This window comes from Elstera cyanobacteriorum (assembly GCF_002251735.1).
GTDB classification, from domain to species: domain Bacteria; phylum Pseudomonadota; class Alphaproteobacteria; order Elsterales; family Elsteraceae; genus Elstera; species Elstera cyanobacteriorum.
In genome coordinates this window covers 102,593-123,556 of sequence record NZ_NOXS01000025.1, presented here as the reverse complement: position 1 = coordinate 123,556, position 20,964 = coordinate 102,593, and the positions used below count along the sequence as shown (strand labels likewise).

At 61.9% G+C, this 20,964-nt stretch carries 24 protein-coding genes and 1 pseudogene; 9 read left to right on the top strand and 16 right to left on the bottom strand.

All coding sequences use genetic code 11. The features are described 5' to 3' along the window. Positions 1–57: 57 nt before the first annotated feature. The 3 genes from CHR90_RS03505 to CHR90_RS03495 are packed head-to-tail and all read right to left on the bottom strand — an operon-like array spanning position 58 to position 2,486. Positions 58–399 (bottom strand): tRNA-binding protein, encoded by a 342-nt coding sequence (locus CHR90_RS03505; protein WP_094407591.1) that lies wholly within the window; start codon positions 397–399, stop codon positions 58–60. After that, positions 400–1,359 (bottom strand): Gfo/Idh/MocA family protein, encoded by a 960-nt coding sequence (locus tag CHR90_RS03500; protein ID WP_094407590.1) that lies wholly within the window; start codon positions 1,357–1,359, stop codon positions 400–402. Further along, positions 1,356–2,486 carry a DegT/DnrJ/EryC1/StrS family aminotransferase gene (locus CHR90_RS03495; protein WP_094407589.1) on the bottom strand — a complete coding sequence of 377 codons (1,131 nt, stop codon included), beginning with the start codon at positions 2,484–2,486 and terminating at the stop codon, positions 1,356–1,358. Before CHR90_RS03495 ends, CHR90_RS03500 begins: the two co-directional genes overlap by 4 nt. 155 nt (positions 2,487–2,641) lie before the next feature. Between CHR90_RS03495 and CHR90_RS03490 the strand changes: the two genes are divergently transcribed. The 3 genes from CHR90_RS03490 (at position 2,642) to CHR90_RS03480 (ending at position 5,707) form a co-directional block, all read left to right on the top strand. Further along, the gene (locus tag CHR90_RS03490) at positions 2,642–3,976 is read left to right on the top strand and encodes a hypothetical protein (RefSeq protein ID WP_141210861.1); all 1,335 of its coding nucleotides are present in this window, start codon (positions 2,642–2,644) and stop codon (positions 3,974–3,976) included. A 59-nt stretch (positions 3,977–4,035) separates the two neighbouring features. Next, positions 4,036–4,248 (top strand): hypothetical protein, encoded by a 213-nt coding sequence (locus CHR90_RS03485; protein ID WP_094407587.1) that lies wholly within the window; start codon positions 4,036–4,038, stop codon positions 4,246–4,248. A 556-nt stretch (positions 4,249–4,804) separates the two neighbouring features. Continuing rightward, positions 4,805–5,707, top strand: coding sequence for a hypothetical protein (locus CHR90_RS03480; RefSeq protein WP_094407586.1), 903 nt, complete (start codon positions 4,805–4,807; stop codon positions 5,705–5,707). A 15-nt stretch (positions 5,708–5,722) separates the two neighbouring features. Here the strand turns inward: CHR90_RS03480 and CHR90_RS03475 are convergent, their stop codons facing one another. The 7 genes from CHR90_RS03475 to CHR90_RS03445 all read right to left on the bottom strand — a co-directional run bounded on the left by CHR90_RS03475 (position 5,723) and on the right by CHR90_RS03445 (position 11,830). Continuing rightward, positions 5,723–6,088, bottom strand: a complete 366-nt coding sequence (locus CHR90_RS03475) for an SUF system Fe-S cluster assembly protein (RefSeq protein ID WP_094407585.1) — start codon at positions 6,086–6,088, stop codon at positions 5,723–5,725. Between the two features lie 11 nt (positions 6,089–6,099). Then, positions 6,100–6,516: an iron-sulfur cluster assembly scaffold protein gene (locus tag CHR90_RS03470; protein WP_094407584.1), complete on the bottom strand. Its 417-nt coding sequence runs from the start codon at positions 6,514–6,516 to the stop codon at positions 6,100–6,102. A gap of 3 nt (positions 6,517–6,519) precedes the next feature. Next, entirely contained in the window at positions 6,520–7,767 is a 1,248-nt protein-coding gene (locus CHR90_RS03465) for an aminotransferase class V-fold PLP-dependent enzyme (protein WP_094407583.1), read from the bottom strand. Beyond that, positions 7,764–9,041, bottom strand: coding sequence for a Fe-S cluster assembly protein SufD (sufD, locus tag CHR90_RS03460; RefSeq protein WP_094407582.1), 1,278 nt, complete (start codon positions 9,039–9,041; stop codon positions 7,764–7,766). Before sufD ends, CHR90_RS03465 begins: the two co-directional genes overlap by 4 nt. Then, positions 9,042–9,803: a Fe-S cluster assembly ATPase SufC gene (sufC, locus tag CHR90_RS03455; RefSeq protein WP_094407581.1), complete on the bottom strand. Its 762-nt coding sequence runs from the start codon at positions 9,801–9,803 to the stop codon at positions 9,042–9,044. It abuts the gene before it with no gap. A gap of 69 nt (positions 9,804–9,872) precedes the next feature. Beyond that, complete coding sequence (gene sufB, locus CHR90_RS03450; protein ID WP_094407580.1) at positions 9,873–11,336, bottom strand: Fe-S cluster assembly protein SufB; 1,464 nt, start codon at positions 11,334–11,336, stop codon at positions 9,873–9,875. After that, positions 11,333–11,830: an SUF system Fe-S cluster assembly regulator gene (locus CHR90_RS03445; protein WP_094407579.1), complete on the bottom strand. Its 498-nt coding sequence runs from the start codon at positions 11,828–11,830 to the stop codon at positions 11,333–11,335. The genes sufB and CHR90_RS03445 overlap by 4 nt, the downstream gene beginning before the upstream one ends. A 179-nt stretch (positions 11,831–12,009) precedes the next feature. On the opposite strand from CHR90_RS03445, the gene CHR90_RS03440 reads away from it, so the two are divergent. Next, a complete protein-coding gene (locus CHR90_RS03440) occupies positions 12,010–12,477 on the top strand; it encodes a hypothetical protein (RefSeq protein ID WP_094407578.1) in 468 nt (155 codons plus the stop codon). A gap of 40 nt (positions 12,478–12,517) precedes the next feature. On the opposite strand, the gene CHR90_RS03435 is transcribed toward CHR90_RS03440, so the two are convergent. Further along, the gene (locus CHR90_RS03435) at positions 12,518–12,985 is read right to left on the bottom strand and encodes an Lrp/AsnC family transcriptional regulator (RefSeq protein ID WP_094407577.1); all 468 of its coding nucleotides are present in this window, start codon (positions 12,983–12,985) and stop codon (positions 12,518–12,520) included. A 137-nt stretch (positions 12,986–13,122) separates the two neighbouring features. Between CHR90_RS03435 and CHR90_RS03430 the strand changes: the two genes are divergently transcribed. After that, entirely contained in the window at positions 13,123–14,163 is a 1,041-nt protein-coding gene (locus CHR90_RS03430; RefSeq protein ID WP_094407576.1) for a zinc-dependent alcohol dehydrogenase family protein, read from the top strand. A gap of 46 nt (positions 14,164–14,209) precedes the next feature. On the opposite strand, the pseudogene CHR90_RS03425 reads toward CHR90_RS03430, so the two are convergent. The 3 genes and pseudogenes from CHR90_RS03425 to CHR90_RS03415 all read right to left on the bottom strand — a co-directional run bounded on the left by CHR90_RS03425 (position 14,210) and on the right by CHR90_RS03415 (position 16,105). Then, a pseudogene (locus CHR90_RS03425) lies at positions 14,210–14,512 on the bottom strand (HepT-like ribonuclease domain-containing protein). Between the two features lie 32 nt (positions 14,513–14,544). Then, the gene (locus CHR90_RS03420; protein WP_094407575.1) at positions 14,545–14,835 is read right to left on the bottom strand and encodes a nucleotidyltransferase family protein; all 291 of its coding nucleotides are present in this window, start codon (positions 14,833–14,835) and stop codon (positions 14,545–14,547) included. A 67-nt stretch (positions 14,836–14,902) separates the two neighbouring features. Further along, positions 14,903–16,105 (bottom strand): aspartate transaminase, encoded by a 1,203-nt coding sequence (locus CHR90_RS03415; protein ID WP_094407574.1) that lies wholly within the window; start codon positions 16,103–16,105, stop codon positions 14,903–14,905. Positions 16,106–16,278: 173 nt separating this feature from the next. Here CHR90_RS03415 and CHR90_RS03410 point away from each other — a divergent pair, with 173 nt between their 5' ends. Then, the gene (locus tag CHR90_RS03410) at positions 16,279–16,590 is read left to right on the top strand and encodes a Dabb family protein (RefSeq protein WP_094407573.1); all 312 of its coding nucleotides are present in this window, start codon (positions 16,279–16,281) and stop codon (positions 16,588–16,590) included. Here CHR90_RS03410 and CHR90_RS03405 read toward each other — a convergent pair. Further along, positions 16,587–17,717, bottom strand: coding sequence for a PQQ-dependent sugar dehydrogenase (locus CHR90_RS03405; RefSeq protein ID WP_229671590.1), 1,131 nt, complete (start codon positions 17,715–17,717; stop codon positions 16,587–16,589). The genes CHR90_RS03410 and CHR90_RS03405 overlap by 4 nt on opposite strands. 223 nt (positions 17,718–17,940) lie before the next feature. On the opposite strand from CHR90_RS03405, the gene CHR90_RS03400 reads away from it, so the two are divergent. The 3 genes from CHR90_RS03400 to CHR90_RS03390 all read left to right on the top strand — a co-directional run bounded on the left by CHR90_RS03400 (position 17,941) and on the right by CHR90_RS03390 (position 19,435). Further along, the gene (locus CHR90_RS03400; protein WP_170941272.1) at positions 17,941–18,369 is read left to right on the top strand and encodes a hemerythrin domain-containing protein; all 429 of its coding nucleotides are present in this window, start codon (positions 17,941–17,943) and stop codon (positions 18,367–18,369) included. Between the two features lie 100 nt (positions 18,370–18,469). Then, the gene (locus CHR90_RS03395) at positions 18,470–18,901 is read left to right on the top strand and encodes a hemerythrin domain-containing protein (protein ID WP_094407570.1); all 432 of its coding nucleotides are present in this window, start codon (positions 18,470–18,472) and stop codon (positions 18,899–18,901) included. A gap of 108 nt (positions 18,902–19,009) precedes the next feature. Continuing rightward, positions 19,010–19,435, top strand: coding sequence for a hemerythrin domain-containing protein (locus tag CHR90_RS03390; RefSeq protein WP_094407569.1), 426 nt, complete (start codon positions 19,010–19,012; stop codon positions 19,433–19,435). 58 nt (positions 19,436–19,493) lie between these two features. On the opposite strand, the gene hydA is transcribed toward CHR90_RS03390, so the two are convergent. After that, a complete protein-coding gene (gene hydA / locus CHR90_RS03385; protein WP_094407568.1) occupies positions 19,494–20,948 on the bottom strand; it encodes a dihydropyrimidinase in 1,455 nt (484 codons plus the stop codon). Between the last annotated feature and the right edge of the window lie 16 nt (positions 20,949–20,964).

Genomic DNA, 20,964 nt, shown 5'->3' with positions numbered 1-20,964 from the left:
ACCAAAACCCCGCAACAACTTTCTTCTCAAAACATGCTTAGGAGGCCTTGGACGGGTTTAAAACAGCTTGCCGCCGTTGGGCACCGGCAGCGTCGGCGCCACCAGCACCACCGCCTCGTTCGCATCGGGGAAACCGAGCACCAACACTTCCGACATCCACGGGCCGATCTGGCGCGGCGGGAAGTTGACGACGGCGGCGACCTGACGCCCCACCAAAGCTTCAGGCGTATAATGCACGGTGATCTGGGCACTGGATTTCTTCACCCCGATGTCCGGCCCGAAATCGACGCGCAGCTTAATCGCGGGCTTGCGCGCTTCCGGGAACGGCAGAGCTTCGATGATGGTGCCGACGCGGATATCGACCGCTTCGAAATCGGCATAGGTGATGGTTTCAGACATTTAGGCCCCATAGAGCTGCTGTTGGATCGCCCAGACCAGCGACAGCACCGGCAAGGCGGCCTGCACCGTCACGCCGACGGCTTCGGGTTTACCGGCGCGGATCCCGTCGAGGAACTGCGTGAGTTCGGCAGCCAGGGATTCCTGCGGCTGGACTGGCACCGGCACGAGGGCACGGCCGTCGCTCTGCCCGTCCGGCAAGAGGCTCTCACTGGCTTGGACCGTGCGGGTGAGAAAGTCGATCACGACCAGCCCGTCGTCGGTCAGCACGCGGGTCTCGCGCACGCGGTCGGGCACCAGACGGCTGCCGAGCATCGACACGCGCACCGGATCGGGCGTCGCTTGCGTCCAGGCTGCGAGCACGTGATCGCGTTTCGCCCCCTCCCCCGCCACAGCGAAACCTTGAGCGAGCAAGCCTTGCGGCGACCCGCCCATCAGTGCCACCGCCGCGTCGATATCATGGATCATCAGGTCGATGACCACATCGGTATCGAGAATACGGTTGGAGCCGACATTCAGCCGCCGCCCATCAATCGCCAGCACCCGCCGCCCGTGGAGGAGCTTCTGTGCCGTGACGAAGGCGGGGTTGAACCGCTCGACATGCCCGGTTGCCACCGGCACCCCAGCTTTTTTGGCCTTGCCGATCACGGCTTCCGCTTCCGGCAGCGTGACGGCGAACGGCTTTTCGATCAACACCGGCTTGCCCGCCGCGATCACCCGCTGCGCGAGCGCCGCATGGGCAGAGGAACTGGCGGCGATGACCACCGCATCGGCGCCCGCCACCGCCTGATCGAGGTCTGCCGTTGCTGCCGCGCCCGTTTGGGCGGCGAGCGCTTCGGCCCGCGCAGCGTCGGTATCGAAAATCCGATGCAGCTTGGCCCCCGGCAGCGCGGCGAGCGTGCGGGCGTGATTGCCCCCCATTACCCCGGCGCCGAGGATGGAAACGGCGAGCGACGCACTCATGCCGCAACAGCCCGATGAACGGCTTCGAGAATCCGCTCCTGCGTCGGCACGTCCAAATAAGGGTGCATCGGCAGGCTGAGAACCCGTTGGGCCAAACGATCCGTCACCGGCAGCCCCCCCGGCACCTGCGGGAAGCGCGCATAGGGCGGCTGCGTATGCAGCGGGCGCAGGTAATAGATCATCGTCGGAATGCCCTCGGCCTGCAGCGCCTGCTGCACGGCATCGCGGTTATCGAGCAGCACGGTATATTGCGCCCAAACCGAGGTTCGGCCCGCGAGAACCGCTGGGGCGGCAATGCTCTTGGGCAGACCAGCCGCGTAACGGTCGGCCACGGCATTGCGGGCGGCGATTTCATCGTCAAAAATCGTCATTTTTTGCAGCAGAACCGCCGCCTGCATCGTATCGAGGCGCCCGGTAATGCCGAGGCGGACGTTCTCGTACTTATCGCGCCCCTGGCCGTGCACGCGGATCGAGTGCAGCACGTCACGGAAATCATCATCATGGGTGAAGATCGCCCCACCGTCGCCATAGCACCCCAGGGGCTTTGCCGGGAAGAAGGACGTAGTGGCGACATCGCCCAAGGCCCCGACGCGGCGGTTATCATAGCTGGCGCCAAAGCTCTGGGCGGCGTCGGCCAAAATCCATAGGCCGTGGGCGTCGGCCAAGGGTTGCAGCGCGCGGTAATCGGCGGGCTGGCCAAACAGATCGACGGCAATAATGGCCCGCGGGGTTAGCCCGGCGGCTTCGGCCACCGGAATGGCAGCGGCGAGGCTTTGGGGATCGATGTTGAAATCATCCTCGCGCACATCGACGAAGACGGGCGAGGCACCAAGCAGCGCCACCACTTCCGCCGTCGCAGCAAAGGTGAAGGATGGGCAGAAGACCGCATCGCCCGGCCCAATTCCCTTGGCCATCAAGACCATCATCAAGGCATCCGTGCCCGATGCGCAGGAAATGCAATGCTTCACCCCGGCATAGGCGGCCAGTTGCGCTTCCAATTCCCGCACTTCCGGCCCCATGATGAAGGCGCCGTGTTCCAGCACGCGGCCAATCGCGGCTTCGATCTGCGGACCGAGACGGCGGCGCTGGGCTTTAAGGTCGATAAAGGGCAAAGGCGCAGAGGACATTCGTTTTTCCAAACCTGGGCAGAAACCATCGGCAGAGCAGCGCTCCGTATGACAGGCGGGATCATACCGGCTGGATTTTGCACCGCACTTAAAATTTCGTTACCGGACATTTCGGGCCAAGGGGCCGTCGTTTCAAACCGGGGGAGAGACGCAGCGTGACGGGAATTAGCGGACAGCGTGTGAAAGACTTTTGTATTCTGCTGCACCGGTCGCTGCTGGCCCTCTTCATTCTCATCACGCTCGCCCGGGCGGTCGGCCTAACTCTGCCGCTGCCCATCGCCGCCGCACTCGCGCTGCTGCTGCTAGCGAGTGCCCTGCCGCTGGTGAAAGCGCGCACCCTTCTGATCGCCGGGGTGCTGACGGTGGCGTGTAGCGGGCTGGTCATAACCGGCGCGCCGCTGGGGGTGATCGAGCGCGGCTTGGGCGATGCCTTGACCTTCGCCGCCTATCTACCGGTGCTGCAAATGCTGCGGGTCATTGTTGGGGAACTTCCGGCGATGGCCCGCGCCCGCGACGCTTTTGGAGCCCTGCCCCAGCAAGGCCGCGATACTGGGGCGCTGGTGCTGGCCACCGGCCTCGGGTCGGTACTGACCACCGGCGCCCATGCGTTGATCGCGCCGCTGCTGCCGAAGGATGCGCCGGAGCCGCTGCGGCGGCAGATGGCGCTGATTTCCCTACGCGGGATCAGCTTTTCGGCCTTCTGGTCGCCCTTCGCCGTCTCGGTCGCCTTCGGCACGCAATATATGCCCGAAACCGCCAGCGCCGCACACACGCTGATGGGACTAGGCCTAGCCGCCGTTATCTTTATCCTGGCATGGCGACTCGAAGGCGGCGGGTCGCTGACGGCGGGCGGGCGGGCCGTGCTGCCGATCCTGCCCCATTGCGGCCTGGCGGCGGGGGCGACGGTCGCCCTGGTCGCGGCAACCGGCATGAATCCGCTCGATGCCGTCGTCGTCGCCACCCTGCCGCTCGGTCTTGCCGCGCTGCTGTGGCAGGCGCCCTCCAGCACCATCGCCGTCACGCGAACGGTGTGGAGCGGACTGGCGCGCGGGGCGGACGAAGTGTTGCTGATCACCCTCGCCCTCTGCCTCGGGCGGTTGATCGAGGCCTCACCGGGCCTGATCGCCCTGGCGGCGCCCCTCGTCAGCGGCCTGCCCGTCCCGCTGATCCTGACGGCAATTTTCGCAGCGGTGATTTTCGGTGGGCTGATCGGGCTGCATCCGATGATCACCTCCGCCGTGATGATCGGCGTGCTGCGGGCGGGCGGCGGCGGGCTGCATCCGACGCTGATGATGCAGGCGATTCAGGCGGCCTGGGGGTTCGCCGTGACGGTGTCGCCGTCTGGGGTGACCCTCATCGTCGCCACGATGATGTTCGACGTACCGCACCAGCGCCTGGTGATCAGCCGCAATATTCTGTTCGTAGGCCTATCGAGCCTATGTCTGATTGTAATGCTTTCATTAATCAATGCTGGGCTACGCTTGTCTTAACGCCGCCCGCACCGCATACTGCGGCGTGAAAACCGGTGAGCCACAGAAAGTAGCCGACGATGACCGACGACGCTCTTCTCGCTGAAATCCGTAACCTCACGCAAGCGATCCGCGACCTTCAGGGCGAGGTTCGCCGGTCGGCTTGCATGGTCGCCTCGGCCCAACTGATTGCGGTCGATGCCAGCCGTTCCGAAGTCTATGCAACGCTGATGGACGATAGCCTGCTGGAAACCACCGAGCGGCTGACCAAGCATCTCGCCGCCCAAGCCTAAGGTTAACACCCCCCGCGCCGAGCGACCCGCTTTCTTTTAAAGCGGCGCTCGGCGTTTTATTTTTCAATGAATTTTTACGGAAATTTTCTTGAGTACCCGCGTGGCGCGATGCGCTTTTACAAGGGCACCACCTCTGCGTTTTACGAATGCCAGACCTGTCGATCCCCCCGGATATCCCGCCTGCCGGATAAAATATCTCGCCGGGATAGTAACAATCCTACACCACTGACACCGTGGCAGTCCTGGCAAGCTGGCGCGTGCAGCGGGCAGGTGAAGCTATAATTTCATTAACCGTTGTAAAAATCTAGTCGCGATTTACAATTATTAATATGTTTAGAATTTCTTTATTCGTATCTGGATATGATTATTTTTACAATAAAATATAGAGCATTAACTATGCTATTACTTATTATTACCAAGAGAACGTCACAATCAAATCACGATTAGGCGCAATTTTATATTTAATTATCGCCACATTAGAAATGAAACTTCTTTCCAAGCGCAGGAATGAGTCCATACTCGGTAAACAGATGATTAATGCCGAGGAGCGGCCCCAATGAAACCGTTCGATCTCTCCACAGCACAGGTCCAGGTTTTCGATACCGAAACTCTTCGGCAGACTCTGGACATCGGCCAGAAGAAGCGGGCAGCAACTCAAGAAACAGCCCATCATTTCAGCGAATTGCTGGACCATCTCTTGTATGATATTAACAATATACAACCTGAAGAGGCGGTTCGCCTTGCCCCCCGGTGGGCCGTGGAAGGCGTTATCCTGATCGTGCCGCCCAGCGGGCAAGGCCTGCTACAAATCCTCGATACAGTCGACGAATTCTTTGAGTACCGGGGCCACCGCGCCACATCGCTGGTTATTGCCAGTCCCGGTTGCTCGGCACTTGGAGCAGCCGCCTTTGCCCGCAATGTTGCCGATGCGACCGGCGAAACGGTCGCTGCCGTGTTGCCGCGCTACGATGCGGGGGATGTCGCCTCCGAAGCCCTCGGCGGGCTAATGCGGGTTGCCGCGAAAACGCCGCTGGGCGGCCTTATCCGCGCAGCATTCACCGGAAAGCGCCGGGCGCCGAAGGCGCAGGGCCTAACCGATAGCCATGATACCGACATCATCCAAGCGTTGCTGACCGATCACCGCGTTAGCTTCGACCTGATCGTCGGCCATCATCGCGGCAATGCCGTCTTGGCCCACGCCCTGACCCGCCTGAACGGCAGCGTGCCGCGCCAGACGGAACGCGTCGGGGCGCGCACCAGCGTCGTTACCTTCGGGACCCCGGCGGCTTTACCGGTCGCCTTCGATCATGTTGTCCGAGTGATTGGCGAGCATGACTGGCGCAACGCCGAGATGCCCGTTGACGTGGTTGTTCCGGGCGCGGGCCATCACACCAATCGCGCCCTGCGCGGCGCCGTTCCCGTGACGGCGACGTTAAAGCATGTGCTGGGGATCGCGTAATCCCCAGCCCACGTTTTAAAACATATTGAGTTGAAGTTTGGCCTCGTCGCTCATCCGGTCCTGGGTCCAGGGCGGCGACCAAACGAGGTTGACGGTGGCGTCCGCAACCCCTTCGACACTGCGCACCTTATCGGCCACCTGCACCGGAATTTCTTCCGCGACGGGGCAATTGGGCGCTGTTAGAGTCATGTCGATAAAAACGCGGCGATCTTCCAGCACCCGCAGATCGTAGATCAGCCCGAGTTCGACGATATTCACCGGAATTTCCGGGTCGTAGACCGTGCGCAGCGCGTCCAGCACCTGATCCTCAAGATCGCCGGTCGGCTTTTCCGGTAAAGGCTCCTGCGTGTGCAGATCGAATCCGGTCGGCGTGTCGGACATGCCCTATACTCTCAGGCTTGGGTCGAAAGAGAGGACAGCGCATCGGTCAGCGCGTCCCAGGGTAACAAAACACAGCGATGGCGCGGGCGCGGCACCGGCTTATCGAGCAGTGGCGCTAACGGGTCTTCCGGCGCAATCGCCGTCGCCACCAGCGCCCGGCGGACGGTTTCGATCCGCTCGGGCAGCGCCGCCAAGGGACGGCCGGGCAGATCGTCGATCATCGCAATCAGGCTAGCGCAGCAGAGAGCGCACCCGCGCACATCGCCGCCCACTCCTTGGATCACCCCATCGGCTACCGCCAGATCGACCGTCACCCGGTCCCCGCACAGCGGGTTATTCCGCTGGGCGGACACCGTGGGCGCCGCCAGCCGCTCCGGCTTGCGCGCCGCCAGCGCCACTACCGCGTCGGAATAGAGCGCCGCCGCCATCAATCAGGCCCGCTGCTTCGGCGCGAACATGCGCTGGGCAGCCATCACCGCTTCGGCTAGCCGGTCCAAATCCTCCGTCTCATTATAGAGGCCCAAGGAGGCGCGCGCCGTTGCCGTCAGGCCGAACTCGTTCAGCAACGGCTGGGCGCAATGGCTGCCCGCGCGAATGGCGACATTATGATGGTCGAGAATGGTGCCGAGGTCGTGCGGATGCACGCCTTCGACGGTGAAGGAGAAAATACCCGACCGTTCTGACCCTGCCGGCAGCAGAGTCAGGCCGGGGATCTTGCTCAAGACCGCCGTGCCATGCGCCAGCAGGCTCTTTTCGTGCGCTTCGATCCAGGCCCAGCCCAGCGACTGGATATAATCAATGGCCGCGCCCAGCCCGATCACCCCGGCAATATCGGGCGTCCCCGCTTCGAACCGCTGCGGCGGATCAAGAAACTCCGTCGCCTCGAACCGCACCGTGGCCACCATATCGCCGCCGGTCTGGTAGGGTGGCATCGTTTCCAGCACCGGCAAGCGGCCATAGAGAATGCCGATGCCGGTCGGCCCATAAATCTTATGGCCGGAAAACGTATAAAAATCGCAGCCCAAGGCTTGAACATCGACAGGCCGATGCGGCACCGCTTGGCAACCATCCACGGAGACAATGGCCCCGGCGGCCTTGGCTTCGGCAATCAGGTCGGCCACCGGCAACACGGCCCCGGTGGCATTGGCGATATGGGTGAAGCTAGCGAGCTTTACCTTGCCATCCGCCAGCTTTGCAGTGAAATCAGCGCGGTCGATGCCGCCATCCGCCGCCAGACCGGCGATGCGCAGCTCGACACCCATCTGATCGCGCAGAATCTGCCAGGGAATGATATTGGCGTGATGTTCCAACGCCGAAATCAAAACGGCGTCGCCCGCCTTCAAATGCGCCCGCCCCCAGGTGGCGGCGATCAGGTTCAGCCCTTCGGTTGCCCCGCGCACGAAGATGATTTCCTGGTCGGACGCAGCATTTATGAACCGCGCCACCTGCGCCCGCACCCCTTCATAGGCATCGGTCGCATTGGCCGAGAGCTTATAAACCCCCCGGTGGATATTGGCGTAGCCGGTCGCATAAAAGGCGCTGACCGCCTCGATCACGCTTTTCGGCTTTTGTGCCGATGCGCCGCTATCGAGATAGGCAATCCCGGCATTGGGGCCAGCGGGATCGAAAATCGGGAAATCCGCCTTGGGATGCGGACGGTTGGACAATGTCAGGCTCATGCCGCCACCTCCTGCGCCGGGGTGTCGAGCGCCCGGCCCAGCAGCGCACGAACCGCCGCCTGGGTTGCCGGGGCGTCGATCCCATCGGCGACCTCTTCCAAGAAGGCCCGCAGCAGCAACCGGCGGGCTTCCGCCCGGCTTAGGCCGCGCGCCATCAGATAGAACAGCGCATTCGCGTCGATATCGCCCACCGTCGCGCCGTGGCTGCACTTCACATCGTCGGCGTAAATCTCAAGCTCCGGCTTGGTATCGGCGCGCGCGGTTTCCGACAGAAGCAGCACGCGGCTTTGCATCTGCGCATCGGTCTTCTGGCCCCGTTCGGTCACGGCGATCTTGCCCTGGAAAATCCCGTGGGCGTGATCGTCGGCCACGCCCTTGAACAGTTCGTTCGTGCGGGTGGCGTGACCATCGTGATGGATTTCCGTCAGCACCTGGCCGCGCTGCGTGCCGGAGAGAAGATAGAGGCCCTTCACATCGGCTTCGGCATGATCTTCAGCAAGATCGATGACGAGATCGACGCGGCTTTGCTGCGCCCCCACCAGCACCGGGCTGGCCGAATAACGCGCGGCTTTTTCCACATGGGCCGATACGCGGGCGAAAACCTGTGCCCCCGCCTCCGACCGCACGAAAATCCCGTGCGTCAAATGCGATCCCATAGCAAGGCTGACGTGGGCGGCGGCATTCAGCCACGCGCCGGCACCGCCCATATAGGTTTCGATCACCTCCGCCTGCGCCCCGCCCTCAAGATCGATGCGCGACAGGGTATGCGTGCCGCGCCCGGCCTCGGTCTGCACGGAAATCAGATGAATCGGCCGCTCCAGCACCAACCCGGCCGGGATGCGCAAGACCAGCCCGTCACGGGCGAAGGCCACGCCTAAGGCGGCAATACCATCGGGCAGCAGCGCGGTCAGCGGCTCCACCGCGCGCGGGCGGCTGTGGGTCGGCACCAGGGTCACGCCGTCGGGCAGTCCCGCGAGATCGGAGAGCGCCGGGGCGAAGCCGCCATCGACCAGCACGAAGCGCCAAGCGTCCGGCAGCAGTCCCGCCGCCTCGCCGACCAAAGCCGCCGCGCGGGCACCGTCGATGCTCTGCGGCGGTAGGAAGGCCTGCGCCGTCAGCGGCTTCAGATCGGTCATCCGCCAGAGTTCATCCTGGACGGACGGAAACCCAGCGCGCTCGAAGGCCGTGATCGCGGCGCGGCGCTGGGCCAGCCACCAATCCGGCTCCCCCGCGACCGGCGCAAAGGCCGACACATAGGCGGCGACGGCACTCATTTACGCGGCATCCTGATTGAGGAAGGCATAGCCGTCGCGCTCCAGTTCCGCCGCCAGGCTGGCATCGCCCGTGCGGACGATCTTACCGCCCGACAGAACATGCACCACGTCCGGCTGAATATGGCTCAAGAGGCGCTGATAATGGGTGATCAGCACGAAGGCCCGATCCGGCGAGCGCAGGGCATTCACCCCGTCCGACACCGCTTTGAGGGCGTCGATGTCGAGGCCCGAGTCGGTTTCATCGAGCAGGCACATGTCCGGCTCCAGGATCGACATGTGGAAAATCTCGTTGCGCTTCTTTTCGCCACCGGAAAAACCGACATTGACCGGGCGCTGCAACAGATCGTCCTTCAACGACAGTTTCTTGAGTTGCGCGCGCACCAGCTTCAGGAACGCCCCGGCGTCGAGGTCTGGCAAACCATTGTGGCGGCGCTTGGCGTTCAAGGCCGTGCGCAGGAAGTACATATTATTCACACCAGGGATTTCGACCGGGTATTGGAAGGCCAGAAAAATCCCGTTGCGCGCCCGCTCGTCGGCTTCCTGGGCCAGCAAATCCTGACCCTTGTAGAGCACGCGGCCCTTGGTCACGCGGTAACCGTCGCGCCCGGAAATGACATTGGCGAGCGTGCTTTTGCCGGACCCGTTCGGCCCCATGATGGCGTGGACTTCCCCCGCCTTCACGGTCAGCGACAGGCCGCGCAGAATTTCGCGCGGGCCTTCATCGCCCTCTACTTCCGCCCAAAGATCGTCGATCTGCAACATGGTCCGAACCCTTCTAACGATGCGTCGGCGCGGCGTTGGCCGCCGCTGCCCGCTTAATCTGTGAATGTGTTAACCGACCGAGCCTTCAAGGCTGATGGCGAGCAGTTTTTGCGCTTCGACCGCGAATTCCATCGGCAGTTCCTTCAGCACTTCCTTGGCGAAACCATTGACGATCAAGGACAGGGCATCTTCCGCCGTCAGCCCGCGCTGCTGGCAGTAGAACAATTGGTCTTCGCTGATTTTCGAGGTGGTCGCCTCATGCTCCAGCGTCGCGGTCGGCGTGCGCACGTCGATATAGGGCACCGTATGGGCACCGCATTGATCGCCGATCAGCAGCGAATCGCACTGGGTGAAATTCCGCGCATTCTTGGCTTTGGGCAGGATTTTCACCCCGCCGCGATAGGTATTCTGTCCATGCCCCGCCGAAATCCCCTTGGAGATGATGGTGGAGCGGGTGTTTTTGCCGATATGGATCATCTTAGTCCCGGTATCGGCCTGCTGGCGATTATTGGCAATGGCGACGGAGTAGAATTCCCCAACCGACTCATCGCCTTGCAGAATGCAGGACGGGTATTTCCAGGTGATCGCCGACCCGGTTTCCACCTGGGTCCAGGAAATCTTCGACTTCACTCCCCGGCAGGCGCCGCGCTTGGTGACGAAGTTATAAATCCCACCCTTGCCCTCGGCATCGCCCGGATACCAATTCTGCACGGTCGAATATTTAATCTCCGCCCGGTCGAGCGCCACCAGTTCCACCACCGCTGCATGAAGCTGATTTTCGTCGCGCTGCGGTGCCGTGCAGCCTTCGAGGTAAGAGACGTAACTATCGTCTTCGGCGATGATCAGCGTGCGTTCGAACTGGCCCGTTCCCTTGGCGTTGATGCGGAAATAGGTCGAAAGCTCCATCGGGCAGCGCACCCCTTTCGGGATGAAGACGAAGGAACCGTCGGAAAACACCGCCGCATTCAGCGCCGAATAATAATTATCCGCCACCGGCACGACCGAGCCGAGGTACTGGCGCACCAGATCGGGATGTTCCTGCACGGCCTCGCCGAAGGAACAGAAGATGATGCCTTCCTTCTTCAGCGTATCCTTGAAGGTGGTCGCCACCGACACGCTATCGAACACCGCATCGACCGCGACGCCCGGCACGCCCGCCAGCCACGCCTGTTCCTTCAACGGAATGCCGAGCTTCTCGTAAGTCTTCAGCAGTTCGGGATCGACCTCGTCCAGCGACTTCGGCCCCGCCGCCGTTTTCGGCGCGGAATAATAGCGCAACGCTTGGAAATCGATCTCCGGCACAGTCAGCTTGGCCCAGGTCGGCGGGGTCATACCCTGCCAAACGCGGAAGGCTTTCAGACGCCAGTCTAGCAGCCACTCCGGCTCATTCTTCTTGGCCGAAATAAAGCGGACGATATCCTCGTTCAGCCCTAGCGGCGCCTCATCGGCCTCAATATCGGTGACGAACCCGTATTTATAGGGTTGGTCGGCGACGGCGGCATCAACGGCGGTGGGCGTGTCGAGCGCGGTCATGATGCGTCTGCTCCCAGGGCAAGAGAAGGGGCCGGGCGGCTGGCGGAAACGGCAGGCATGAACGGCGGCGCCATCATATCTTCCACCGTTACCGCCCCAAGCGCCGCCTGCACGGCCAGCGTGATGCGCGCCCAATGGGGCTTGGTCGCGCAATATGACATATGGGTGCAGCTATCGTGATCGGCATCCCCGGCGCATTCGGTCATGCCGAGCGGCCCATCGATGGCGGCAATCACTTCGGCTACCGTCAGATCGGCGGGGGATCGTGCCAGCCGATAGCCGCCGCCCGCCCCGCGCGCGGCGGAAACGATGCCCGCACGGTTGAGGGCTTTCAGCACTTTCGCCACGGTCGCGCCGGGCAACTTGGTTGCCTCCGCCAGATCGGCGGTGCTCGCCTGGGTCAAGCCCGCCAACGGGCCGAGGTTCTGCCCCATGTGGCCGAGCTGGACCGCCAGAACGACGGCATAATCGGCCAATTTGCTGACAATGATCATTGCCCGGCTCCGCTTGTCACAGCGTGGTTACGACGGTTGGCCCCAATTCGGACCAATTCAGTCCTTAATAAAGACCATTGCGCCGAAACGTCAAGCGCCCGTCACGCATCGGGCCTTTGCAGTGACCCGGGTTCCCGCGTATAGCTTGGCGCCAACATGCGTCGAAACAGGAGTGCATCTTGACCCGTTTTCGCCCCCTTTTCCTTGCCCTGCCCGCCGCCCTCGCGCTCGCCGCCTGCCAGACGACGCAGGAAACGCCGAAAACCACCGTCGCCAGCGCAACGAGTGGCGGTGGTATCGTGCAGGTAAACGGTTTGGTGCTGGCCGGGTTAGATGGTCTTCCTGACCTTGCCGTCGCGTCGGCCAAAATCGCCGAAGCCGGGGTGACCTGCTCCTTGCCGACCAAGGATCTCGATAAGCTGATTAGCGATATCGACGGCCTTCTGCCGCCGCTGCCGACCTTGGCGCAGGGCTGGTTCGAGGCGGCCTATCGAGCAGAACGCAAGAGCGAATCCAGCCAGCGAAGCGGTACCTGCTCCGAGGATACTGACCGGGTCCGCATCGCGGAGATGATGACGCGCCAGCAAAACGATCTCGCCAGCCCCGCCTTTACCAACTGGCTGAAGGCGCAATTGGCCAAGAAATAACCCGGCCTCGCCCCTGCTGCACGGCGGCAGGGGCGAGCTTCTACGGCCCCACCGGTAGCCGGTTGGACGCCTTGATTTCCCGCAAGGAAAACGTTGAGCGGATCGCCGAGACTCCCGGCAGTTTCCGCAGCGTGGTTTCGACGAAGCGGCTGTAGGCGTCTAAATCCTTTGCCACGACCGTCAGCATGAAATCGGCATCGCCGGAGACATTGTGACAGGACAACACATTGTCCGCTGCCAGGATCGTCCGCTCAATCTCTGCCGTCACCGCCTCGCCGTGCTGGGTGACGGAGAGATGCACGAAGGCCAGCACGCCAAGGTCGAGCTTCCGGCGGCTGAGGAGCGCTTGATACCCCTCGATCACCCCCTCCTCCTCCAGCCGCTTCAACCGGCGCCAGCAGGGCGTTTCGCTGATCGATAACGCGGCGGCCAGCTTAGCGTTCGACAGGCGGCCATCCTGCTGCACCAGGGCCATCAATCGCAAGTCTGTTTTATCGAAGTCGGTCACGGAGGCAGAGTCTTTCTGTTTATGGGGATTTCTGAGTAAGTTCTTCCGATATTCCCGCAATATCTCGGAAAAAAGAAAGCCCCTTTCCGCCAAAGAATGCGACAATTCCCCCGGGTTTACGACTTCGGGAGAGTGCCATGAAGGCGATGCTGTTTGAGACTTTCGGAACGCCCCCAACCATCGCCACGGTGCCCGACCCAACCCCGAGTGAGGATGGCGTTGTTATCGCCGTGGCCGTCACCGGCCTCTGCCGCAGCGACTGGCACGGCTGGATGGGGCATGATCCCGATATTCGCCTGCCCCATGTGCCGGGGCATGAGTTCGCCGGGAAAGTGGTGGCCACCGGTAAGCGTGTATCGCGCTTTCACGCTGGCGACCGGGTAACGGTGCCCTTCGTCTCCGGCTGCGGCCATTGCCCGGAATGCCATTCGGGCAATCAACAGGTCTGCCCGGATCAGTTCCAGCCCGGCTTTACCCATTGGGGGTCATTCGCCGAGTATGTCGCCATTGATTTCGCCGAAACCAATCTGGTGACGCTGCCCGAGGCGGTGGACGATGCGACCGCCGCCAGCCTAGGGTGCCGGTTCGCCACCTCCTTCCGCGCGATTGTCGATCAAGCCCGCACCGCCCCCGGGGAATGGGTCGCCGTTCATGGCTGTGGCGGCGTCGGGCTTTCGGCCATCATGATCGCCAGCGCGATGGGCGCCAATGTGATCGCCATCGATGTTTTCGACGATAAACTGGCGTTTGCGCGGGAATGCGGGGCCGTCGCCACGATCAATTCCCGCACGGTCGCCGACACGGTCGAAGCGGTGCGCGAGATCACCAAGGGCGGCGCCCATGTTTCCATCGACGCGCTGGGCAGCCCGACGACCTGTTTCAATTCGATCAAGAACCTGCGGCGGCGCGGGCGCCACGTTCAGGTCGGCCTGATGCTGGGGGACCATGCGACGCCGCAAATCCCGATGGCCCAGGTCATCGGCCACGAACTGGAAATCTACGGCAGTCACGGCATGCAGGCTTGGCGTTACGACGCCATGATGGCGATGATCGAAACGGGTAAGATTGCGCCGCAAAAGCTGATCGGCCGCAAAATTGCGCTCGCCGAGGCTATCCCGGCCCTGACGGCGATGGATGGGTCGCGCGATATTGGAATTAGCGTGATTGATCGGTTCTGAGGAGGTGGGCAGAAGGGCTGCAGCGTGGCTATGGCCCTTTTTCCTTTTATAGGGGTTCCAGCGACCGCAGCAGCCTCGGCAATTCCTGCTGAACCGTATTCCAAATGATTGCCAAATCGACCTCGAAATAGACATGGGTTAGGCGGTTGCGCATTCAGCGCATTTCGACCCAAGCAATCTCTGGATGAGCAGCGGTAAAATCGGGGAACCGTTCGAGAATGCGCGCCGCTGCTTCACCGATGATAATCAGTGACATGAAGACGGCCTTCTGGGTCCGCCGATCTTCGGCAAACGTGTTGAAGGAACTTCCTTCCAAAAAATCGAGAGCTTTCGAAGCGGCCAAGCGCATATGATCGAGATAATCTGGCAAACGGTTTGCCGTCATATCGGTTTTGCGTCCCGCACGATGACGTCGCGCCACTTGGGGGGTAAACCGCCGGGCGTCAACACATCAACCCGGACCCCCAGCAGACGCTCCAACTCTTCTTGGTATCCACCGATATCAAAGAGGGTCGTTCCAGGGCGGGGATCGACCAGGATATCGAGGTCACTTGTTTCGGTATCTTTCCCGAGCAGCGCCGACCCGAAGACGCGTGGATTATCCAGCCGGAAACGCTCCGCCGCCGCGCGAATAGACGAACGATGCAACGTTAATGCGATGGATGGTTTCATCGAAGCCTCCCCTTGCCCCCGTAGTTTCCAATGGAAGCCGCGTTAAGGCAAGGGGAGGCGTCTTTGTCTAGCTCAGCGACTGGCAGAAGCGCTGAATGCGGCGGCAGGCATCCTCAACCAATTGGGTCGAGGTGGCGTAGGACAGGCGGAAATAGGGCTCCAGCCCAAAAGCCGCGCCCTGCACTGCCGCAACCCCTTCAGCTTCCAGCAACGCGGTTACGAAGTCGCTATCGTTCTTGATCACCTGCCCGCCCGGCGTTTTCTTACCGATGGCGCCAGCGCAGGAGACATAGACGTAGAAGGCGCCGTCCGGCTTGATGCACGTCAGACCCGGCGCATCGTTCAGCAGATCGACGCATAGATCGCGGCGCTCGATGAAGATGGCGTTGCGTTCGCCCAGGAACGACAGATCGCCCGACAGCGCCGCCGCCGCCGCCGCTTGGCTGATCGAGGAAGGGTTAGAGGTCGATTGCGATTGGATCGTTGCCATCGCTTGAATCAACGCCTTCGGCCCGCCCGCATACCCTATACGCCAACCGGTCATCGCATAGGCTTTGGAGACGCCGTTGACCGTCAACGTGCGGTCGATCAGCGCCGGTTCCACTTCCGCCAAGGTGCAGAACTGCCAATCGTCATAGGCGAGATGTTCGTACATATCGTCGGTCATCACCCAGACGTGCGGGTGCTTCAACAGCACATCGGCCAGGGCGCGGATTTCGTCCCGCGTATAGCCCATACCGGTCGGGTTCGACGGGCTATTGAGAATGACCCATTTGGTGCGCGGAGTGATGGCAGCTTCCAGCGCCTCCGGCGACAGTTTGAAGCGGGAGTTTTCGCCGCACGGCACGATCACCGGTTCGCCGCCCGCCAGCAAGACCATGTCGGGGTAGGAGACCCAATAGGGCGCGGGGATGATCACCTCGTCGCCCTCGTCGAGCGTCGCCATCAGGGCGTTATAGAGAATCTGCTTGCCGCCGGTGCCGACCGTAATGTTTTCCGGCTTATAGGTCAGGTTATTCTCGCGCAGGAATTTGGCACAGATCGCCGCCTTCAGCGCCGCCGTGCCATCGACGGCGGTATATTTGGTATCGCCCTTCTGGATCGCGTCGATCGCAGCGGCCTTCACGTGATCGGGCGTGTCGAAATCCGGTTCGCCGACGCTCATCGAAATGATGTCGCGCCCCGCCGCCTTCAGGGCGCGGGCCTTATCGGTGACGGCAATGGTCGGCGAGGGTTTAATGCGGTCGAGGCGGGAAGCAAGAAACGGCATGATCGGTCCTGTTCAATCGACAAAGGGCCGCGCGTGCTTCCTCCCCCGCGAAAAAGCACCAGCGGTGCCGCGACTGTGCGCCGGAACCGCCAGCTTCGGCAATCCAGGAAATTGCCGTGCTGACAATTCGGCGAAAACCACCCTATGGTAACGGCGTTAACAAGGAGACCGAAATGGCGAAGATCGCTCACATCGTTTTGCTGGGCTGGACGGCGGCGGCAACCGACGCGCAGCAACAGACCTGCGCCGATGCTTTGGCCGCGCTGGTTGGCCGCATCCCCGGCCTAGTCTCTTATTCCGGCGGCCCGCAAATGAGCCCGGAACCGGCGGGAAGCGGGATCGATTTTGGCTTCACCATGATCTTCGCCGATGCCGCCGCCCGCGATGCCTATCTTCCGCATCCCGAGCACCAGCGCGTGATCCACGAGGCCATCGCCCCGATCCTGCGCACGGTTCAGGTGCTGGATTACGCCCTGGCTGATTAGGGTTTTTTGACCGGGTTCAGCCGCAACACCCGGCCCTCGGGCGAATCGGTAAGAAGATAAATCAGCCCGTCCGGCCCTTGGCGTACGTCACGAATGCGCTCGCCCAGGTCTTGCAGCAGCCGTTCTTCCTGCGTTACGGCGTCGCCGTTTAGGGTTAAGCGGACCAAGGCGCCGAACTTAAGCGAACCGGTGAACAGGGCGTCTTTCCAGCCCGGATAGGCCGAACCGGTGTAGAACAAGAGGCCGGACGGGGCAATCGAGGGAACCCAATAATGGACCGGTTGCTCCATGCCGGGCGCCTTTGTGCCGATACCGATCTTGGCGCCGGAATAATCGACGCCATAGGTGATGACCGGCCAGCCGTAGTTTTTGCCCGGCTGCGAGTGGTTCAACTCGTCGCCCCCCTGCGCTCCATGTTCGACGGTCCAAAGCTGGCCGGTCAGCGGATGGAGAGCCGCGCCCTGGACGTTCCGATGCCCATAGGACCAGATTTCCGGCTTCGCGTCGGACCGGGTGAGGAAGGGGTTATCGCTCGGCGGGGTGCCGTCGCGGCGAATGCGCACGATCTTCCCTAGGTGCGTTGTCACATCTTGGGCGCTATCGCGGTAGGCGTACCGGTCGCCGAGGGTGACGAAGAGGGTGCCGTCGCGGCCAAAAACCAAGCGGGAGCCAAAATGGCCGGTGCCGTTCACTTTCGGCACCTGCCGGAAAATTACCCGGCCCTCTTCCAGCCCACGCGGCCCGAGCGCCCCCCGAAAAACCGCCGTTCCCGCCCCACCCGGCCCACCTTCGCTAAAGCTGAGATAGACGAAACGGTTCTCGGCAAAATTCGGATCGATGGCGACATCAAGTAAGCCGCCCTGCCCGCGCGCCACAACATCGGGAACGCCCGTCAGCGGGTCCGACAGTTTCCCGTCGCGCCCGATCAGCCGCAGGCGGCCGGGCCGCTCGGTAACCAGCGCGCGGCCATCGGGCAGGAAGGCCAGCCCCCAGGGATGCTGTAGCCCGACGGCGAAGCTTACCACGTCGGCGATGCCGGGGATTTTGGCAACGATAGCTTGCGCCCACACAGGTTTCCCGATGGCGGCGAGCACCAGACCCAAGGCCAATATCCGAGCGAGACGCACCCTATTCCCCCTTTTTGCCATCCCCAAGCAGATTGCGGATACGACGGCATATAATCGCAATTTTAATAAATTGTAGCATCACCCTTCCAAAGAATGCCATGCGGCGTTTCCTTCCTGCCGTGACATCGCCCGCGCATGGCTGCCGCGCTTAAATATGAATTTAAAATACCTATTTTATTTCCCATTCTGCCCTCGACCTTCGGCTGACAGAGGAGCGACGAGAATGAGCGTATCGCCAACGATGGTGCGGTTTCACAGCCAACATGCCGATCTCTACGGGCTGATCGAAACTATTCAGACCCTGCTGCGGGGGTTTACCGCCGATAGTCCGGCAGCCCCGCTGCGGGAAGCCTTTCATCAGCTTTCCGCCAAGCTCCGCCTGCATTTGGCGTTGGAAGATGATGCGCTCTATCCTCGGCTGGTCCGCCACTCGGACGCCCGCTTGCGCGACCGCGCCCAGCAGTTCCAAGCCGAGATGAGCGGCCTGCGCGAAACCTACGAAACCTTCCTGCGCGACTGGCTGCACTCGGGCCGCTTCGCGCAAGATCGCTCAGGCTTTACCCAGGCGGTGGCGGCGGTTTTTGGGCCGCTGACAGCAAGGTTGCGGCGGGAGGATGCCGAGCTTTACCCGTTGGTCGATCAGGCTGCCTGACAGGCCGGTATGAAATTTGCGCCCTCTGCGGTAGAAAGATTGCAGCATTCTCGGTCTATAGTAGATTGAGGAGGCTCTGTTTCTTCCGCGAGGGTTCCCCATGACGCAGCCGACTGCCACGCATCGTTTCCGTAGCCAGCACAGCGAAATCGCGACCATCGTGCAACGGATAGAAGCGATTTTGGCGTCGCCCAACTGGGCCCCGCGCGCGCAGGAAATTCGGCAAGGGTTCAGCGAACTTTCGGCAAAACTCCGGATCCATTTAGCGCTGGAAGATGACGTCCTCTATCCCCGCCTCGCCCGGCACAACGACGGCAAAGTGCGCGATATGGCAACCCGCTATCAAACTGAAATGGGCGGCATCCGCGACGCCTATGAGGCCTATCTGTCGACTTGGGTGCATTCCGGCAAGCTGGTGACCGATACGGCGGGTTTCAGCGCGGCAACCCAGGGGCTTTTTGCGGCCTTGAAGGACCGGATTCATCGCGAGAATACCGAAGTTTACACGCTGGTCGATTCGGTCGGTTGGTAGGCGGGTTTCCGGGCGTTTAAAAAAGACGCATTTTGAAAGCGTCTTTTTTCTGGACTCTGAAAATATCGATTCGATATAACAAAATTGTATCGAATTTGGAGGTTTTTGATGAGCATCCTGCCCACGCAACGTTTTCGGACCCAGCATGATGAAATCGGCGCCATCGTCGGGCGGATCGAAGCGATCTTGATGAGTCCGACGGGCCATACCCGCGCGCAGGAAATCCGCCAGGCCTTTAGCGAACTCTCCGCCAAGCTTCGCCTACATCTCGCCTTAGAAGACGATGTTCTCTACCCCCGGCTCGCCCGGCACGAGGATACGAAAGTCCGCGATCTGGCCGCGAAATATCAGACCGAAATGGGCGGCATCCGGCAGACTTATGAGGATTTTCTGGCCCAATGGGTCCATTCGGGTAAGCTGGTGACCGAATATCCCGCCTTCCAAACCGCCCTAAAGGGGGTATTCGCCGCCCTGAAGGACCGGATTCACCGCGAAAACACGCAAGTTTATCCGCTAGCCGACGTTGGGGCCTGACCAAAAGCAAACGGCAGGGCTATCGACCCCGCCGCTGCACGCCTGCTTGCAAAAACGCTTATTCCGCCGCCGCCGCGCGCGTCACGGGCTTCGGGGTATTAATGTCTTTCACCAGCTTTAAGGCCTCGAAATAGCTGGGGAAGGCCGGGCGGTTCACATAGCGGCCCGCGCCGCGCACTGTGCGCAGCTCGCCCTTGGCATAGACCAGCTTCCCAGCGGCAATCGTATGGCTGGGAATGCCCGTGACCGTCATGCCTTCGAAGATGTTGAAATCGACGTTCTGGTGATGGGTCTTGGCGCTGATCGTCTTGGTACCCTTCGGATCCCACACGACGATATCCGCATCCGCCCCAACCGCCACCGTCCCCTTGCGCGGGTAGAGGTTGAAGATTTGGGCGGTATTGGCGGAGGTAACCTTCACGAACTCGTTCGGCGTCAGGCGGCCCGTATTCACCCCCTGGTCCCACAGCACCATCATCCGGTCTTCAACGCCGCCGGTGCCGTTAGGAATCTTAGTGAAATCATTGCGGCCCGCCGCCTTTTGCGGCGCGCAGAAGCAGCAATGATCGGTCGCCGTGGTCTGAAGGTTCCCCGACTGCAAACCGCGCCACAGGGCCGATTGATGCTCTTTGGAGCGGAACGGCGGGCTCATCACATGGGCCGCCGCAAACTCGAAATCGGTGGAACGATAGACGCTTTCATCGACGACCAGATGCCCCGCCAGCACTTCGCCATAGACCCGCTGGCCTTCGGCGCGGGCGCGGGAGATGGCTTCCAGCGCTTCCTTGCACGAGACATGGACAATGTAGAGCGGCACGCCGAGCACCTGGGCGATGCGGATGGCGCGGTTTGCCGCCTCCCCCTCCACTTCTGGCGGGCGGGACAGCGGATGGCCTTCCGGCCCGGTGATGCCCTGGGCGATCAGCTTCTTTTGCAGGTGATAGACCAGCTCGCCGTTTTCGGCATGCACGGTGCAGAGTGCGCCCAGTTCCCACGCGCGCGTGAAGCTGTTCACCAGCACTTCGTCTTCGCACATGATGGCGTTCTTATAGGCCATGAAGTGCTTGAAACTATTCACCCCATGGTCCTGCACCAGGGTGCCCATATCGCGCGCCACGCTATCGTCCCACCAGGTCACGGCGACATGGAAAGAATAATCAGTCGCCGCTTTTTCTGCCCAACCGCGCCAGGTTTTATAGGCCTCCATCAGCGACTGCTGCGGGCTGGGGATGACGAAATCGATGATCATCGTCGTCCCGCCCGCCGCGCCTGCCGCGGTGCCGGTGTAGAAATCTTCCGATGCCACCGTTCCCATGAACGGCAGTTCCATATGCGTGTGCGGATCAATCCCGCCCGGCATAACATATTGCCCGCCCGCATCGATGATGTCGGCGCCCGCCGGGGCTTCGAGATCGGGTCCAACGGCGATAATCTTATCACCGTCACACAGAACATCGGCCCGAACGGTGGTTTCGGCGGTAACGACGGTCCCGCCGCGAATGAGCAGAGCCATGATCCTTCCCCCTCTG